General features: G+C 65.9%; 18 protein-coding genes. 7 read left to right on the forward strand and 11 right to left on the reverse strand.

The genetic code is table 11. The features are described from left to right. Window positions 1–2: 2 nt before the first annotated feature. From def (ABMC89_RS09380) to def (ABMC89_RS09390), 3 genes are read right to left on the reverse strand one after another with little or no spacing between them, the layout of a single operon-like run. Window positions 3–500, reverse strand: coding sequence for a peptide deformylase (def, locus tag ABMC89_RS09380; protein ID WP_349567500.1), 498 nt, complete (start codon window positions 498–500; stop codon window positions 3–5). Next, window positions 497–1000, reverse strand: a complete 504-nt coding sequence (def, locus tag ABMC89_RS09385) for a peptide deformylase (RefSeq protein ID WP_349567502.1) — start codon at window positions 998–1000, stop codon at window positions 497–499. The genes def (ABMC89_RS09380) and def (ABMC89_RS09385) overlap by 4 nt, the downstream gene beginning before the upstream one ends. Further along, entirely contained in the window at window positions 997–1515 is a 519-nt protein-coding gene (def, locus tag ABMC89_RS09390) for a peptide deformylase (protein ID WP_349567504.1), read from the reverse strand. The genes def (ABMC89_RS09385) and def (ABMC89_RS09390) overlap by 4 nt, the downstream gene beginning before the upstream one ends. A gap of 100 nt (window positions 1516–1615) precedes the next feature. Between def (ABMC89_RS09390) and ABMC89_RS09395 the strand changes: the two genes are divergently transcribed. Next, complete coding sequence (locus ABMC89_RS09395) at window positions 1616–2785, forward strand: MalY/PatB family protein (RefSeq protein WP_349567506.1); 1170 nt, start codon at window positions 1616–1618, stop codon at window positions 2783–2785. A 45-nt stretch (window positions 2786–2830) separates the two neighbouring features. On the opposite strand, the gene ABMC89_RS09400 is transcribed toward ABMC89_RS09395, so the two are convergent. Next, complete coding sequence (locus ABMC89_RS09400) at window positions 2831–3115, reverse strand: hypothetical protein (protein WP_349567508.1); 285 nt, start codon at window positions 3113–3115, stop codon at window positions 2831–2833. Between the two features lie 236 nt (window positions 3116–3351). On the opposite strand from ABMC89_RS09400, the gene ABMC89_RS09405 reads away from it, so the two are divergent. Beyond that, window positions 3352–4326: a glutathione S-transferase family protein gene (locus ABMC89_RS09405; protein WP_349567510.1), complete on the forward strand. Its 975-nt coding sequence runs from the start codon at window positions 3352–3354 to the stop codon at window positions 4324–4326. 23 nt (window positions 4327–4349) lie between these two features. Here ABMC89_RS09405 and ABMC89_RS09410 read toward each other — a convergent pair whose 3' ends face one another. Then, entirely contained in the window at window positions 4350–4730 is a 381-nt protein-coding gene (locus ABMC89_RS09410) for a response regulator (RefSeq protein ID WP_349567512.1), read from the reverse strand. Window positions 4731–4929: 199 nt separating this feature from the next. Here ABMC89_RS09410 and cobD point away from each other — a divergent pair, with 199 nt between their 5' ends. The 4 genes from cobD to ABMC89_RS09430 are packed head-to-tail and all read left to right on the forward strand — an operon-like array spanning window position 4930 to window position 8362. After that, window positions 4930–5865 carry a threonine-phosphate decarboxylase CobD gene (gene cobD / locus ABMC89_RS09415; RefSeq protein WP_349567514.1) on the forward strand — a complete coding sequence of 312 codons (936 nt, stop codon included), beginning with the start codon at window positions 4930–4932 and terminating at the stop codon, window positions 5863–5865. After that, a complete protein-coding gene (cbiB, locus tag ABMC89_RS09420; protein ID WP_349567516.1) occupies window positions 5862–6773 on the forward strand; it encodes an adenosylcobinamide-phosphate synthase CbiB in 912 nt (303 codons plus the stop codon). The genes cobD and cbiB overlap by 4 nt, the downstream gene beginning before the upstream one ends. Before the next feature lie 11 nt (window positions 6774–6784). Beyond that, window positions 6785–7960: a lytic murein transglycosylase gene (locus ABMC89_RS09425; protein WP_349567518.1), complete on the forward strand. Its 1176-nt coding sequence runs from the start codon at window positions 6785–6787 to the stop codon at window positions 7958–7960. A 12-nt stretch (window positions 7961–7972) separates the two neighbouring features. After that, window positions 7973–8362 (forward strand): rhodanese-like domain-containing protein, encoded by a 390-nt coding sequence (locus ABMC89_RS09430; protein ID WP_349567520.1) that lies wholly within the window; start codon window positions 7973–7975, stop codon window positions 8360–8362. Between the two features lie 132 nt (window positions 8363–8494). Here the strand turns inward: ABMC89_RS09430 and smc are convergent, their stop codons facing one another. Next, window positions 8495–11950 carry a chromosome segregation protein SMC gene (gene smc, locus ABMC89_RS09435; RefSeq protein ID WP_349567522.1) on the reverse strand — a complete coding sequence of 1152 codons (3456 nt, stop codon included), beginning with the start codon at window positions 11948–11950 and terminating at the stop codon, window positions 8495–8497. Between the two features lie 128 nt (window positions 11951–12078). Further along, a complete protein-coding gene (locus tag ABMC89_RS09440; RefSeq protein WP_349567524.1) occupies window positions 12079–12486 on the reverse strand; it encodes a hypothetical protein in 408 nt (135 codons plus the stop codon). 114 nt (window positions 12487–12600) lie between these two features. On the opposite strand from ABMC89_RS09440, the gene ABMC89_RS09445 reads away from it, so the two are divergent. Beyond that, window positions 12601–13368: an FCD domain-containing protein gene (locus ABMC89_RS09445; RefSeq protein ID WP_349567526.1), complete on the forward strand. Its 768-nt coding sequence runs from the start codon at window positions 12601–12603 to the stop codon at window positions 13366–13368. A gap of 89 nt (window positions 13369–13457) precedes the next feature. Here the strand turns inward: ABMC89_RS09445 and ABMC89_RS09450 are convergent, their stop codons facing one another. The 4 genes from ABMC89_RS09450 to ABMC89_RS09465 all read right to left on the reverse strand — a co-directional run bounded on the left by ABMC89_RS09450 (window position 13458) and on the right by ABMC89_RS09465 (window position 15720). Next, window positions 13458–14018 (reverse strand): F0F1 ATP synthase subunit B, encoded by a 561-nt coding sequence (locus tag ABMC89_RS09450; protein ID WP_349567528.1) that lies wholly within the window; start codon window positions 14016–14018, stop codon window positions 13458–13460. 4 nt (window positions 14019–14022) lie between these two features. Beyond that, window positions 14023–14574, reverse strand: coding sequence for a F0F1 ATP synthase subunit B' (locus ABMC89_RS09455; protein WP_349567530.1), 552 nt, complete (start codon window positions 14572–14574; stop codon window positions 14023–14025). A gap of 88 nt (window positions 14575–14662) precedes the next feature. Then, the gene (locus ABMC89_RS09460; RefSeq protein ID WP_011567586.1) at window positions 14663–14887 is read right to left on the reverse strand and encodes a F0F1 ATP synthase subunit C; all 225 of its coding nucleotides are present in this window, start codon (window positions 14885–14887) and stop codon (window positions 14663–14665) included. Between the two features lie 74 nt (window positions 14888–14961). Then, complete coding sequence (locus ABMC89_RS09465) at window positions 14962–15720, reverse strand: F0F1 ATP synthase subunit A (RefSeq protein ID WP_349567532.1); 759 nt, start codon at window positions 15718–15720, stop codon at window positions 14962–14964. Window positions 15721–15722: the final 2 nt, after the last annotated feature.

Below are 15722 nucleotides of genomic sequence, written 5' to 3' on the forward strand. Positions count from 1 at the left end.
GCTCAGCGCCCCGCCTTGCGGGCCCGGCGCAGCAGCATGTCGCGTTTGACCTTGCTCAACCGGTCGAAATACATCCGCCCCGCCAGATGGTCGATCTGGTGCTGCACGCTGGTCGCATCCAGCCCGACGAAATCGCGTTCGATGATCGCCCCGGTTTCATCCATGTACCGCACCCGCACGCCGCGCGGGCGCTTCACCCGCGCCGAGACGCCGGGCAGGCAGGGGCTGGCCTCTTCGTGCTCGTTCAGGATCGCCGAAGCGTCGACGACTTCCGGATTGGCGAGCCGGATCCGCTTGTCGCGCGCCTCGGACGTGTCGACCACCGCCAGCCGCTGCATCACGCCGATCTGCGGCGCACCGAGGCCCACACCCGGCATCGCGTCCATGGTGGCGATCATGTCGTCCCAGATCGCGCGCACCGCATCCGTCACCTCGGGCACATCGGCACAGGGGGTGCGCAGACGCTTGTCGGGCCATTGCAGGATCGGTTGCGGTTTCATGTCAGGCCCTCACTGTACTGCGCTTCCAGCGTGGCGCGGGTATCGGGATCGAGATGATCGAAGGTCACCACCCCGTCGAGATGGTCCAGCTCGTGCTGGACGCAGATGGCGCCGAACCCGCTGAACGCCTGCACGTAGCGCCCGCCGTCCAATCCGGTCCAGACCATCTGCACCGTCGTCGGGCGCGACACATCCGCTGAAACGCCGGGGATGCTCAGGCACCCTTCGGGGCCGGTCTCGCGGTCCTCGCCGACCTCCTGCAGCATCGGGTTGATGCAGACCAGCGGGTCGGAATTGCCCTCTTTCCATCCGATGTCCATGACGAACATCCGCAGCATCGCGCCGACCTGCGGCGCGGCCAGGCCACGCCCGGGGGCGTCGTACATCGTCTCGAGCATATCGGCAGCCAGCCGCTCGATCCCGGGGGTGATCTGCTCGACGGGGGCGCAGGTCTCGCTCAGCCGCGGATCGGGCCACTTCACGATGGGCAGAACGCTCATCCGCGCGCCAGCTCGCGTTTGAATTTCACCATCTTGCGGGTGATCATCTGGCGCCTCAGCGGCTTCAGGTGGTCGATGAACAGCGTCCCGTTCAGGTGGTCGATCTCGTGCTGCACGCAGGTCGCCCACAGCTTGTCCATCCCCTCGCGGTGCTCGTTGCCGTCGGCGTCGATCCATTTCACCTCGACTTCGGCGGGGCGGGTCACATCCGCGAACTGTTCCGGAATGCTCAGGCAGCCCTCCTCGTAGGTGTTCATCTCGTCCGAGGCGGCGATCACCTCGGGGTTGAACATCACCAGCGGGCGCGGGGTCTCGCCCTCTTCCTTCACGCAGTCCAGCACGATCAGCCTTTGCAGCACGCCCACCTGCGGTGCGGCCAGCCCGATGCCCGGTGCCGCGTACATCGTCGCCAGCATGTCATCGGCAAGGCTGCGCAGATCGTCGGTGATGTCTTCCACCGGCGGGCAGGTTTTCTTCAGACGCGGGTCGGGGTGATAAAGGATCGGGCGTTTCATGGCACGTCATGTAGGGCAACCCCCCGCATCCCGCAAGCGGGGCTTGCGCCCACAGGCGCGCGCGCTAGGGTCTCGCCGGACGGCAAACAGGAGATGGCGGATGAGTTTTGACACAATGATCGACCGGCGCGGCACCCATTGCGCCAAATGGGACGCGATGGAGACCCTCTATGGCGTATCGCCGGACACCGGCATCGCGATGTGGGTCGCGGACATGGATTTCAAAGCCCCCGACGTGATCCAGAAGGCCCTGCGCGACATGGTCGATCACGGGATCTACGGCTATTTCGGCGACGACAGCGCCTATCGCGCGGCGATCAAATGGTGGATGCAGGAACGCCACGGCTGGGACATGGACCCGGCGCATAGCTTCACGACACACGGTCTGGTCAACGGCACCGCGCTTTGCGTCGATGCCTTCACCGCGCCCGGCGACGGGGTGGTGCTGTTCACGCCGGTCTACCACGCCTTCGCCAAGGTCATTAACGCCTCCAACCGCCGCGTGGTGGAATGCCAGATGCCCCAGCAGGACGGGCGTTACCGGATGGATTTCGCGGCATGGGACGCACAGATGGACGGATCCGAGAAAATGCTGGTGCTGTGCTCGCCGCACAACCCCGGCGGCGCGGTCTGGACCCGCGAGGAATTGCAGGGCGTTGCCGATTTCGCCAGGCGTCACGATCTGGTGCTCGTCTCCGACGAGATCCACGCGGATCTTGTCATGCCCGGCCACAAACATATTCCCATGGCGCTGATCGACGGGGTCGAGGACCGTCTGGTGATGATGACCGCAGGGACCAAGACCTTCAACATCGCCGGTGCCCATGTCGGCAACGTCACCATCCCCAACCCCGACCTGCGCGCCAAGTTCGGCGCACGGATGGCCGCACTCGGCCTGTCGCCAAACAGTTTCGGCCTGCACATGATCACCGCCGCCTATTCGCCCGGCGGGGCCGCGTGGGTGGACGATCTGATGCAATATCTCGACGGGAACCGCCGGCTGTTCGACGACGCGGTCAACGCGATCCCGGGTCTGCGGTCGATGCCGCTTGAGGCGACCTATCTCGCGTGGGTCGATTTCGACGGCACCGGCATGACCCGCGAGGAATTCACCGAGCGCACCGAAAAGGGCGCGGACATCGCCGCAAACCACGGGCCGACCTTCGGCAAGGGTGGCGATACCTTCCTGCGGTTCAACATCGCAACGCCGCGCGCGCGGGTGCAAGAGGCGTGCGAAAGGCTCACCGCCGCCTTCAAGGATCTGCAATAGGCGCAAGTCCGGCGTGCGGTGCGCACACCGCACCCCAGCGGCGTCCTAGCGCGGTTTGTACCCGCGCGACGGAATCCCCACATCCGCTTCCAGCACACCGGCAAGGTGGCTTGAATTGGCGCGCTTGACCTCGAATATACGCTCGTCGTCGTTTTCCTGAACGGCGACGATCAGACCCTGGTAAAGATGCTCTTTACCGTCGAACACATCGACGACACCGCTCAGCGCGGGCACAGCCCGCGCGTCGGCGGCAAACCCGGTCGACCACGTCCGCAAGACCGGAAACCTGATCTGGCCGACTTCGATGTGCAATTGACGTTCCGGCTTCACACTGTGTCTGTGTGGCCGCGCACGGCCCGGCCGAAACCCTTCTGGCAGAAACATATCCATATCGGAGCCCCCCTCACTGGATACCCGGAATCTGTGTCGATAGTTACATATGACAAGTGAATTTTGTAATAAAATTTCAATGTGCGCCTACGCAGCTTTACTGCGCTTCCGAAATGCATCCCATTTGTGGCCCGAAACGTTAGTCTATCGTGAATAGACAAGGGGAGACACGCAGCATGGGCCTTCTGATCGACGGCGAATGGCACGACAAATGGTACGACACCGAGGAATCGGACGGTAAATTCGAACGCTCCGAATCGAAATTCCGCAACTGGGTCACCGCGGACGGCAGCGCCGGCCCCACCGGCGAAGGCGGTTTCGCGGCTGAGCCGGACCGTTACCACCTCTATGTCAGCTTCGCCTGCCCCTGGGCCCACCGGGCGCTTGTTTTCCGTAAACTCAAGGGGCTGGAGGATCTGATCGACGTCTCCGTGGTGCATCCGGACATGCTCGGCGACGGGTGGACCTTCGACACCGATTTCGACGGCGCCACCGGTGACCGCGTCTACGGTCACGACTTCGCCCGCGACATCTATACCCACGCCGAACCCGACTGCACCGGGCGCGTCACGGTCCCGATCCTGTGGGACAAGAAGCGCGAGACCATCGTGTCCAACGAATCATCCGAGATCATCCGGATGTTCAATTCGGCCTTCGACGGCCTCACCGGCAACACCGATGACTACTGGCCCGAGGATCTGCGCGAGGCCATCGCACCGGTGAACGACCGGGTCTACGACACCGTGAACAACGGCGTCTACAAGGCCGGTTTCGCCACCTCGCAGAATGCCTATGACGCCGCCGTGGTGCCGCTCTTTGCCAGCCTCGACTGGATCGAGGAGCGTCTGTCGAAGAACCGCTACCTCATGGGCGACCGCATCACCGAGGCCGACTGGCGGCTGTTCACCACGCTGGTGCGTTTCGATCTGGTCTATCATCAGCATTTCAAATGCAACCGCGCGCGGATCGTGGATTATCCGAACCTCTGGGCCTACACCCGCGAGCTGTTCCAGTGGAACGGGGTTCGCGAAACCGTCCACTTCGACCATATCGTGCGCCACTACCACTACAGCCACGAAACCATCAATCCGCACCGGATCATCCCGATCAATCCGCTGATCGATTGGGATGCGCCGCACGGGCGCGGCTGACCTCTGCGCCGTTTCGGTTTGGCTCAGGCGCTGTAATGCGCAACCATCGCCGCCAGATCCTCTGGCGGCGTATCGCTTTGGACAAAGGCCCGCGCATTGGCCGAATGGGCAAAAATCGACCCGTCCGAGAAGAAGCTGGTGTTGGTCACGAAAATCACCCGCGCGTCGGGCTGGCGGTAATTGGCGTAATCCGAAATCGCCAGTGCCGATCCGTTATCGATGACCAGATCCAGAATGATGATGTCCACGGTCTTGTTGGACAGATGCGCAATCGCTTCCTCCTGCCGGGTAACGGCAGTTACCTCCATGCCGCTACGCTCAAGGTGCCGCATCCAGAGCGCGGCCAGTTCCGGCCTGCTCTCGACGATCAGCACGCGCGGGGACTGTTGTGCATCATCTCTCATGGGTCTGAACCTTTGCTGAAAAACAGCGTTTGGCGAAAGGATTAACAAAGTATTAACGTATAAAAGCAACGAGGCCGGCGGTCCGCATGGCTTGCCATTTACGCGGAATTCCGCTTTGTCGCGATGGTCAATGGGCTGAAGGGCGCCTAGTCTCCCTAAAGTTGATCTTAATTCTAGCAGATATAGCATTACGGGCAAGATGCGAGACCATGGTGGGGGAATCGATGCCGCCTCCGAAAGATTCGGGGGCGCGCGGCAGGACTGGGTGGATCTATCCACCGGGATCAATCCGCATCCCTACCCGCTGCCGGACATTCCCCTGCACAGCTGGACAGCCCTGCCCGATCACGCCGCGCAGGCCCGTCTGGTCAGCGCCGCGCGCCGGTTCTGGTCCGTGCCCGAAGGTGCCGCGATCATCGCCACGCCCGGCGCATCGGCACCGATCGCGCTCTTGCCACGGCTGGCGCCTGCGGGCCGCGTCCATATCGCAGCACCGACCTATAACGAACACGCTGCCGCTTTTGCCGCGGCGGGCTGGACCGCCTGCGCCGATCCCGGCACCGCAGATGCGCAGGTGGTGGTGCATCCCAACAACCCCGATGGTCGATGCTTTGACGCGGGCGATCTCACCGCCCCGCTGCGGGTGATCGACGAAAGCTTTTGCGACGTCATGCCCGACGCGTCGCAGATGCCCGATGCCGTCCGGCCCGGCACCGTAATCCTCAAGAGTTTCGGCAAGTTCTGGGGCCTCGCGGGGCTGCGGCTGGGCTTTGCGATCGGTGATCCCGTCCTCATCGACGGGCTGCGCGACCTTCTGGGCCCATGGCCCGTCGCCGGTCCCGCGCTCGACATCGGTGCGGCGGCGCTGGATGATCCCGACTGGGCCGCCCAAACCCGCGACCGGCTGGCGCGCGAGGCGCGGCGCCTCGATACGCTCTTTACCGCCGCGGGGGCGACCTGCATCGGGGGCACGACGCTCTTTCGCCTTTTTGAGGTGGACGACGCGCAGGCGTGGCAGGACCGGCTGGCCCGCTACCACATCTGGACACGCGTCTTTCCCTATAATACCCGCTGGCTTCGTGTCGGCCTGCCCCCGCAGTCGCATTGGGCGCGGCTCGAGGACGCGCTGGCGTGAACACGGCGGCAATCCTGTGCCTCGCCCTCCTGCTGGATGGCGCATTGGGCGAACCGCGCTGGCTGTGGTCGCGCCTGCCGCATCCCGCCGTACTCATGGGTCGCGCGGTCCAACGGCTCGAACGCGGGCTGAACACCGGCTCCGCGCGCATCGCACGCGGTGCACTGGCCCTGGCGGTGCTGGTTGTCGCCGCCGGAGCGCTGGGGGCGGTGCTGTCCGCCTTCGGGCCGCTGGTCGAGGTGCTCCTCGTTGCGATCCTTCTTGCGCAGAAATCGCTGGTCGATCATGTGCGCGCCGTCGCCGAAGGGTTGCGCATGTCGCTGCCCGCAGGCCGTCGCGCCGTTGCCATGATCGTCAGCCGCGATACCGCCGCGATGGACGCGCCCGCCGTCGCCCGCTCCGCCATCGAAAGCGGCGCGGAAAACCTCAGCGACGGTGTCATCGCGCCCGCGTTCTGGTTTCTCGTCGGCGGGCTGCCGGGCATCCTGATCTACAAGATCGTCAACACCGCCGACAGCACCATCGGCTACCGCACCCCCCGCTACGAGGAATTCGGCAAGGCCGCCGCGCGCGCCGACGATGTGCTCAACTGGATACCGGCGCGGCTGACCGCCCTGCTGATCGCGCTGCCGGGGGGCATCACCGGTGGCTGGCGCGACGTGGCGGCGGACGCCCGCCTGCACCGCTCGCCCAACGCGGGCTGGCCCGAGGCGGCAATGGCGCGCGCCATCTCGGTGGCCCTCGCCGGTCCGCGCGCCTATGATGGGCGGATGCGCGATCTCGCCTGGGTCAACGGCAGCGCCGACCGCAACATCGGCCCGCCGGCGATCGACGCGGCCATCGCCCGCCTCTGGCGCGCCTGGGGCGTTCTGCTGGCGGCCTGCGCGCTGCTGGCCCTGATTGACTGACGGAGAGAGTGATGAAACCGATCCCGAGCCTTGTCGCCGCCCTTGCACTGGCCCCTTTCGCCGGATGGGCCGACACGCCCTGCGGCGGCAGCTTTGCCGCGTTCAAGGACGCGCTGGTGGCCGAAAGCCCAGAGCACGGCGTCGACATGGCGACCGCCGAACGGTTTCTCGCCGGTGTTCGGCAGGACGCAGCCGTGCTCAGGGCGGACAGCGCACAGGGCGTTTTCCAGCTTCCCTTCACCGATTTCGCGCGCCGCCTCATCTCGGCCGATCGCATCGAACGCGGCCGCGCCAATGCCCGCACCTACGACAACGTCTTCGACCGGATCGAGGCCGACTACGGCGTCGACCGTGGCGTCCTGCTGGCGTTCTGGGCGTTCGAGACGGACTACGGCAGCTTTCAGGGCGATTTCAACACCGCCAACGCGCTGGTCACGCTGGCCCACGATTGCCGGCGCCCCGAACTCTTCCGCCCGCAGGTCTTTGCCGCGATGAAGCTTTTCGCCCGCGGCGATTTCGATCCCGCCACCACCACCGGCGCATGGGCCGGCGAAATCGGCATGGTCCAGATGCTGCCCGAGGACATCCTTGAAAACGGCACCGACGGCGACGGCGACGGGCGCGTCACGCTCAAGACATCCGCGCCGGACGCGCTGGTCTCGGGCGGCCGGATGCTGGCCGGTCTGGGCTGGCGCGCGAACGAGCCGTGGCTGGACGAGGTGCAGGTGCCCGCCGGCTTCGACTGGTCGCTCAGCGGGCTCGAGACGCAAAAGACCGGCGCCGACTGGGCCGCGCTCGGGATCACGGCCCGCGACGGCGCGCTTGCCTCCGATCTGCCCGCATCGCTGCTGCTGCCGCAGGGCCGCGATGGTCCGGCCTTCCTCGCCTATCCCAACTTTCGTGTCTTCTTCGAATGGAACCAGAGCTTTACCTACGTGCTCACCGCCGCCTATTTCGCCAACCGCCTGAACGGGGCGGCGATTTTCGACGCAGGAAATCCCGCACCGGGCCTCAGCGGTCCGCAGATGCAGCAATTGCAGCGCAAGCTTCAGGCGCGCGGCTATGACGTCGGCGATGTCGACGGTATCCTTGGCGCGAAAACCCGCGATGCCGTGCGCGCCGAACAGGCCCGCCTCGGCCTGCCCGTCGATGCGTGGCCCACGCCCGACCTGCTCTCACGACTTTAGAAAGGATTGCCCATGCCCCTGAAAACCAGTTCCGCCGACATGGTCGCCCGCGCCCGCGCGCGGATCGAGGAAATCGAAACCGCAGATGCCATCGCCATGGTCGATGACCCCGACGTGCAGATCGTCGATCTGCGCGACCCGCGCGAACGCGAACGCTCGGGCTTCATCCCCGGCAGTTTCCACTGCCCGCGCGGCATGCTGGAATTCTGGGTCGACCCCGACAGCCCCTATTTCAAGGATGTCTTCGCGCAGGACAAGAAATTCGTCTTCCACTGCGCCTCGGGATGGCGCTCCGCCATTTCCGTTGCCACGCTTCAGGACATGGGTTTCGACGCCGCCCATATCAAAGAGGGCTTTTCTGCCTGGGAAAAGGCCGGCGGCCCGGTCGAGCGCAAGGGCTGACGCCCCGCTGCTCCGGACGGCAATCGGGGGGCCTTGGCCCCCGGCCGTCGCGCCCCCTGCCGGAGCGGCGGCCCGTCAAAATTAACCAAATATTTACAATATGTTACCCACGGGTAACCGCCAAGAGTGGCATCACGCGACCATCTTCTCGGCTTTCTTGAGGTCCACAGACACCAGCTGGCTGACCCCCTGCTCGGCCATGGTCACACCGAACAGCCGGTCCATCCGCGCCATGGTGACCGCGTGGTGCGTGATGATCAGGAACCGCGTGTCGGTCTGGCGGCACATCTCGTCCAGCAGGTCGCAGAACCGCGTGACGTTGGCGTCATCCAGCGGCGCATCCACCTCGTCCAGAACACAGATCGGCGCGGGATTGGCCAGAAACACCGCAAAGATCAGCGCCATCGCCGTCAGGGTCTGTTCGCCCCCGCTCAACAGGCTCAGCGTCGACAGTTTCTTGCCCGGAGGCTGGCACATGATCTCCAGCCCCGCCTCCAGCGGATCGTCGGATTCGACCATCACCAGATTCGCCTCGCCGCCGCCGAACAGGTGCCGGAACAGAAGCGAGAAGTTGCTGTTGACCTGCTCGAACGCGGTCAGCAGACGCTCGCGCCCTTCGCGGTTGAGGCTCGCGATCCCGCTGCGCAGGGTCTTGATCGCCGCTTCCAGATCGGTCTTTTCGGCCACCAGAGTGTCGTGCTCTTCCTGCACCTCGCGGGCGTCTTCCTCGGCCCGCAGGTTGACCGCCCCCAGCGCATCGCGCTGGCGTTTCAGCCGGTTCACATCCGCTTCCAGCGCATCCGCGCCGGGCATGCTGTCGGGGTTCACGTCCAGCTGGGTCAGCAACTGGTTCGGGGTCAGCTGCTGCTCCTCGGCGATCCGCTCGGCGGCGGCGCTCACTGTCTCGCGCGCCGCTTCCGATCGCGCTTCGGACCGCGCACGTGATTCCCGCGCCTCGGACGCCGTGCGTTCGGCGTCGCGCTCCGCAACCGTGGCCTCGCGCAAAGCGGCTTCCGCCGTGCTCAGCGCGTCCGCCGCCTGCGCGCGGCGACCTTCGCTGCGGGCGATCTCGGCGCTCAGCTCGGCGCGGCGCGCGGCGATCTCTTCGGGGGCGGCCTTGGCCTCCTCCAGTTCCGCCTGCGATGTGTCGCGGCGTTCGATCAATTCGGCGCTGCGGGTGGTCGCGGTCTCCAGCCGGTGCCGCCAGCCGCTCAATTCCTTGGTGACCTCCTGCGACCGCTTCAGACGCGCCTGCCCCTCGCGGCGCAGCTCGTCGTGGGCGGAGCGGCGCGACATCATCGTGATACGCGCGGCCTCTACCGTCATGCGCACGTCCTCGACGGCAGCGCGCGCGGCATCCAGATCGCCCAGCTCGGCCAGCGCGCGCTCTGCTTCCAGCACCCGCGCGCGGGCCTCCATCGCCTCTTCCTCGTGGCGTTTGACCGCCAGACCCAGCGACTCCAGCCGCCCTGCGGCAAGGTTGCGCTCGGCCTCGGCGCGGCTCAGCGCGCGGCCTGCGTCGGCCACCGCGCGGTCCGCGTCGCGGCGCGTCTCGCGGGCGCGTTTGTCGGCCTCCGCGCGGGTCGCCAGATCGCGGGTCAGGGTCTCATGGGCAGCGCGCGCGCCTTCGGCCCGCTGGCTCGCCTGTTCCAGCGCCTGTTTCAACGTCTCCAGCCGGTTCAGCTGTTGCAGCCGCAACGCCGCGGCCGATGGCGCATCTTCCGCCCACGCGCGAAAGCCGTCCCACCGCCAGAGGTCGCCTTCGGGCGACACCAGCCGCTGGCCGGGCCGCAGGCTGGCTTGCAGGCGCGGCCCGTCATCGGCGTCCACCAGACCGATCTGGCTCATCCGCCGTGACAGGACGTCGGGGCAGGACACATGCGCCGTCAGCGGCGTGACGCCTCCCGGCAAGGGCTGCGGATCGCTGTAGGCGGGCAGCACCGACCAGCCCGAAGGGCCGTCGGCATCGACTTCGGGCGCGCGCAGATCATCGGCAAGCGCGGCCCCCAGCGCCTTCTCGAACCCGTGTTCCACCTGCAACCGGTCGAGGATCTGCCCCCCCTCCGCCGTGTCGCGTTCCAGCAGCTTTGCCAGCGCCGCGGTTTCGGCCCGCAGCGCGTTCATCTCGCCTTCGGCTTCCGAGCGTTCGGCGCGGGCGTCGGCCTCGCGGGTCTGGGTTTCGGCGCGGGCTTCCTCGGCGGCGACAAGTGCGGCATCGGCATCGGTCGCGGCCTGCGCGGCGGCGGCTTCGGCGGCTTCGGCGGCGGCGTGGTCCTGCCCCGCGCGGGCCAGTGCCGCGTCACTCTCGGCCATCGCGGCGCGGGCGCGATCGGCTTCGGACTGGGCGCGGGCCTCGGTCTTGCGGTTGTCCTGCAACAGCCGTTCGGCAGAACCGTAGCGCGCAGCCAGACGAGCCACATCTTCGGTATGCTGACCCAGTGCCTCCTCGCGCGATTGCAGCACCGTGGCGGCCTCGCGCGCGGCTTCGGCGGCTGCCTCGAGCGCGTCCTCGTGGCCCTCACCCGCCTTGGCCAGTTCGGTCGCTTCCCAGTCGAGCCGCTTGATCGTGTCCTCGGCGTCGGCGTTCAGGCCCGCCTCGCGGTCGATATCGCGGCTAAGCTGCGCGATGCGTCCGGTCAGTGTCTCGATCAGTTGCCGCGCCCGGTTTTCCTGATCGGCGATGGTATCGCGCTGAACCACCAGACGTTGCACCACGGCGGCGGCAATCGCGTCTTCCTCGCGCAGCGCGGGCAAGGCCGCCTCGGCCGCCTCGCGGGCCTTGGCTGTCTCGCGCACCTGCGCTTCGGCCTGCGCCGCGGCGGTGACGCGCGCACGCAATTCCTGTTCGGCAGCGGCGCGGGCATCGTCCGCCTCGCGCCAGCGCCGGTAGAGCAGCATCCCCTCGGTGCGCCGCAGCTGGTCCCCGATCTCGCGGTAGCGGGCCGCCTGCCGGGCCTGCCGCGCAAGCTGTGCCAGTTGCGCGGCCAGCTGTTCGATCACGTCATCGACACGCGACAGGTTCGTCTCGGTCGCGTTGAGCTTCAACTCCGCCTCGTGGCGACGCTGGTAGAGGCCGGAAATCCCCGCCGCCTCTTCGAGGATCCGGCGGCGGTTCTTCGGCTTGGCGTTGATCAGTTCCGAAATCTGGCCCTGCCGCACGAGCGCCGGAGAATGCGCGCCGGTGGAGGCATCGGCAAAGAGCATCTGCACATCCCGCGCGCGCACGTCCTTGCCCGCGGCCTTGTAGGCGCTGCCGACATCGCGGGTGATGCGGCGCACGATCTCAAGCTGGTCCTCATCATTGAACCCCGCAGGAGCAAGCCGTTCGGAGTTGTCGATCGACAGCGCCACTTCGGCAAAGTTGCGCGCTGGTCGGGTGGCGGCGCCCGCAAAGATCACGTCTTCCATCCCACCGCCGCGCATCGCGGTCGGACGGTTTTCGCCCATCACCCAGCGCAGCGCTTCGAGCAGGTTGGATTTGCCACAGCCGTTCGGCCCCACAACGCCGGTCAGACCATCGGCGATGATCAGATCGGTGGGGTCCACGAAGCTTTTGAAGCCCGTCAGCCTGAGTTTGGAAAAACGCATGTCCTGCCCGCGCGGATGATTCCGGTTCGACCGTCAGCGTGGCGGGATCGGGTGGGACGAGTCAACCGTGCACCACAATGGAAAGCGGCGCACCGCCAGTTATCCACAAGATATTGCGATTTTGGGCGTTAGAGCGCCGGATCACACTCGATCTCGACCGAGGTGGATCCCAGCACGGTCAATTCGGTCCCGCGCACCGGCACGCAATCAAGATCGACGGCCAGCACCGGGCGCGCCTTGCCCCGCGCCCCGCGGCAATCGAGCAGCCCCAGCGCCTGCGCCTGATCGCCGCGCACCTCGGTCACGGTGCAGCCACTGACGCGGGCCATCGCGCGGCCCGCGCGGCCGCGGATCGGACCGAAGCGCGGCGCGTATTGCGGGTTGATGCGGATCGCCTCTGCCAGATCGCCGCGCACGCGCACGTCAAACACCGATCCGTCCACCGTGATGCGCGTGGCGGGCAGCCCGCGAAAATGCGGCCCGGCGGTGTTGCACGCCGCGAGAACGAGCAGAACGAAGGGGGCGAACCTGTACATGCCGCAAGCTGAGCACGGGCATGGTTAACGTCCACTTAACGCGAACGGCGCCAGCACCCTTGCCGGGCCCGCCCGGCGGTCATATCATTTGACCAATTCACGAGGTTCCGCCCCATGCCCTTCCGCCCGGTCACCCCCGAAAAACTGTCCACTGCGGTCGTGCGGCAGGTGGAGGAGCTGATCCTGCGCGGCATCCTGCGCCCGGGCGAACGCCTGCCGGCGGAACGTGAGCTGGCCGAACGGCTGGGCGTGTCGCGCCCGTCCCTGCGCGAGGCGATTGCCCAGCTCCAGCAGACCGGTTTGCTGAGCGCACGGCCCGGTGCCGGGGTCTATGTGGCCGATGTTCTGGGGTCGGCTTTCTCGCCCGCATTGATTGCCCTGTTCGAGCGGCACGACGAGGCGGCGATGGATTACCTGTCCTTCCGCCGCGATATGGAAGCGCTTGCCGCCGAGCGCGCCGCGCGACTGGGGTCGGACACCGATCTGGCCGTTGTCGCCGCGATCTTTGACAAGATGCAGGCGGCCCACGACACCCGCGATGCCGATCAGGAGGCCGCACTGGACGCGCAGTTCCACATGGCCATCGTCGAGGCGAGCCATAACGTGGTGATGCTGCACATGATGCGGTCGATGTACGAGCTGCTGCGCGGTGGCGTCTTCTACAACCGTCAGGTCATGTTCCGCCAGCAGACCACCCGCACCGCGCTTCTGGAACAGCACAGGGCCATCCACGATGCGCTGGTCGCACGGGATGCCGCCGGCTCCCGCGCGGCGGTCGAAGCGCATCTGAATTTCGTGGAACGCGCGTTGATCGACCAGCACCGCGCCGAGCGTCACGAAGAGATCGCGCGCCAGCGGCTGGATCACGAAATGGAAAGCTGAGGATCGGCGCCCTGTTGCAGTCGGGCTGAAATAGACAAGCCCCGGGGGCGATGCGGGGCTTGTCTTCATTTCGGCAGTGGAGGTCGCGGCTAGTGCAGCTTGGCGTCCACCTGTTCGATCGAGTCGTCGATCAGCCGGTTGGCTTCGGCGGCTGTCATCTGCTTGGCGATCACGTCGCGGGCCGCGGCGACGGCAACAACGATCGCCTGATCGCGCACTTCCTTGACAGCGGCGGACTGCGCCGATGCGATCTGCTCTTCGGCGGCGTTCAGGCGACGCTCCACCGATTTGGCGAGGTCGGCCTTGGCCTGCTCACCGGCGATGGCGGCTTCTTCCTTGGCCGAGGCGACGATCCGGTCGGCCTGTTCCTGCACATCCTTCTGCTTGCGCTCGTAGGAGGCCAGCAGCGTCTGCGCGTCCTCGCGCAGCTTGCGCGCCTCTTCCAGTTCGGACCGGATGCCGTCGGCACGCTTGTCCAGCATACCGCCCAGCAGTTTGGGCACGTTGAAGTAGAACAGGACCGCGATGAACAGCAGGAAAGCCAGCAGCACAATGAAATCGGTGTTGCCGAGCGAAACGAAGGGCCCTTTTGCCGCGAAGGCCGGTGTGGCCCCGAGCAGGGCGAGCGCGGATGTCAGTGTAAGACGCATGGCGTTATCCTTTCATCCGGGCGTTCACAGCCGCTGTCACGGTGCGGGCGTCGGCGTTTCCACCCATGGCGGCAACGATTTCCTTCGCCGTGTCCTTGGCGACTTCCTTCACGCTTTCCATGGCACCGTCGCGGATTTCCGCGATGGCCTTTTCCGACTCGGCGGATTTGGCAGCGATCTGTTCGTCGGCTTCGGCGATGGCCTTGTCGAGGTCGGCCTGCATTTCTGCCTTGGCTTCGTCGATGATGCGCTGCGCCTCGGCGCGGGCATCGACCAGCGCCTTGTCATAGGCCGCTTCGGCCGCTTCCGCCTTCGCCTTGAGATCCTCGGCGGCGGCGATGTCATTCGATATGGTGCCCTGACGCTCGGCCAGAACGGCAGAGATACGGGGCAAAGCGATGCGCGACAGGATGAAGTAGATCGCGATCAGTGCGACCACGAGCCAGAAGATCTGGTTGCCCCACCAGTCGAAACACAGCTGCGGCATCCCGATGGCCGATCCGTCGGGCCCTACACAGGTGCCTGCCAGTTCGACATCGATTGGTTCAGTTGCCATCATGGCCTCCTGTCATAACGTGTAGACTACGATGGGCGATGCGGACAGACCGCACCGCCCAATGCGTAAGGAACGAAACGTCAGACGCTTAGACGGCGAACATCAGCAGCAGCGCGACGAGGAAGGCGAAGATGCCCAGAGCCTCGGCAAACGCGATGCCGATGAAGAGTGTTGCTGTCTGCGACGCAGCAGCGGATGGGTTACGCAGAGCGCCTGCGAGGTAGTTGCCGGCAACGTTGCCAACCCCGATTGCGGCTGCGCCGGAACCGATTGCTGCCAGACCTGCGCCGATGTGTGCGAGTTCGCCTTCCATGTGAATTCTCCTTACGATTGGAAGTTGAGTAGGTAACCGTTGGGCGCGCCGTCAGGCGCACCCTTGGTCGGTCGTTAGTGTGAGGGGTGCAGCGCGTCCTTGAGGTACACGCATGTCAGAATGGTAAAGACGTAGGCCTGGATGAAGGACACCAGTACCTCCAGCCCGTACATCGCTGTAATCGCGACAACGGAAACCGGCGAGATCACAGCGATCGCTGCAAAGCCCGCGAAAACCTTGATCACCGCGTGACCGGCCATGACGTTGCCCGCCAGACGAATGGAGTGGCTGACCGGACGCACGAAGTAGGAGATCAGCTCGATCACCGCGAGGATGGGGCGCAGGGCCAGCGGCGCCGATGACACCCAGAACAGGCCCAGAAACGCCGCGCCGTTCTTGACGAAGCCGAGTATCGTCACTGTCAGGAACACGGCCATCGCCAGCAGCACTGTCACCGCGAAATGGGACGTCGGCGTGAAGGCCGTGGGGATGAGGCCAAGGAAGTTGGCGCAGACGATGAACATGAAGAGCGTCATGATATAGGGGAAATACTTCACCCCTTCCTTGCCGCAGATGTCTTCGACCATCTTGTAGATGAAGCCGTAGGCAAGCTCGGCGACCGACTGCATCCGGCCGGGCACGACCGCGCGCTTGGAGGTACCGACAACCAGCAGCAGGAACACGACCAGAACCGAAAGACCGGTCCAGAGCGCTGCGTTGGTGAGGGTAAACCAGCTGACCGGACCGTCGCCCATCAGGGGGCTGACGATGAACTGGTCCATCGGGTGAAAAACCAGACCGCCGCTCTCTTCGCCGTGTGCTTCTGTCGCCATTC

Origin of the sequence: Sulfitobacter sp. HNIBRBA3233, assembly GCF_040149665.1 — a bacterium.
Taxonomy (GTDB): Bacteria; Pseudomonadota; Alphaproteobacteria; order Rhodobacterales; family Rhodobacteraceae; genus Sulfitobacter; species Sulfitobacter marinivivus.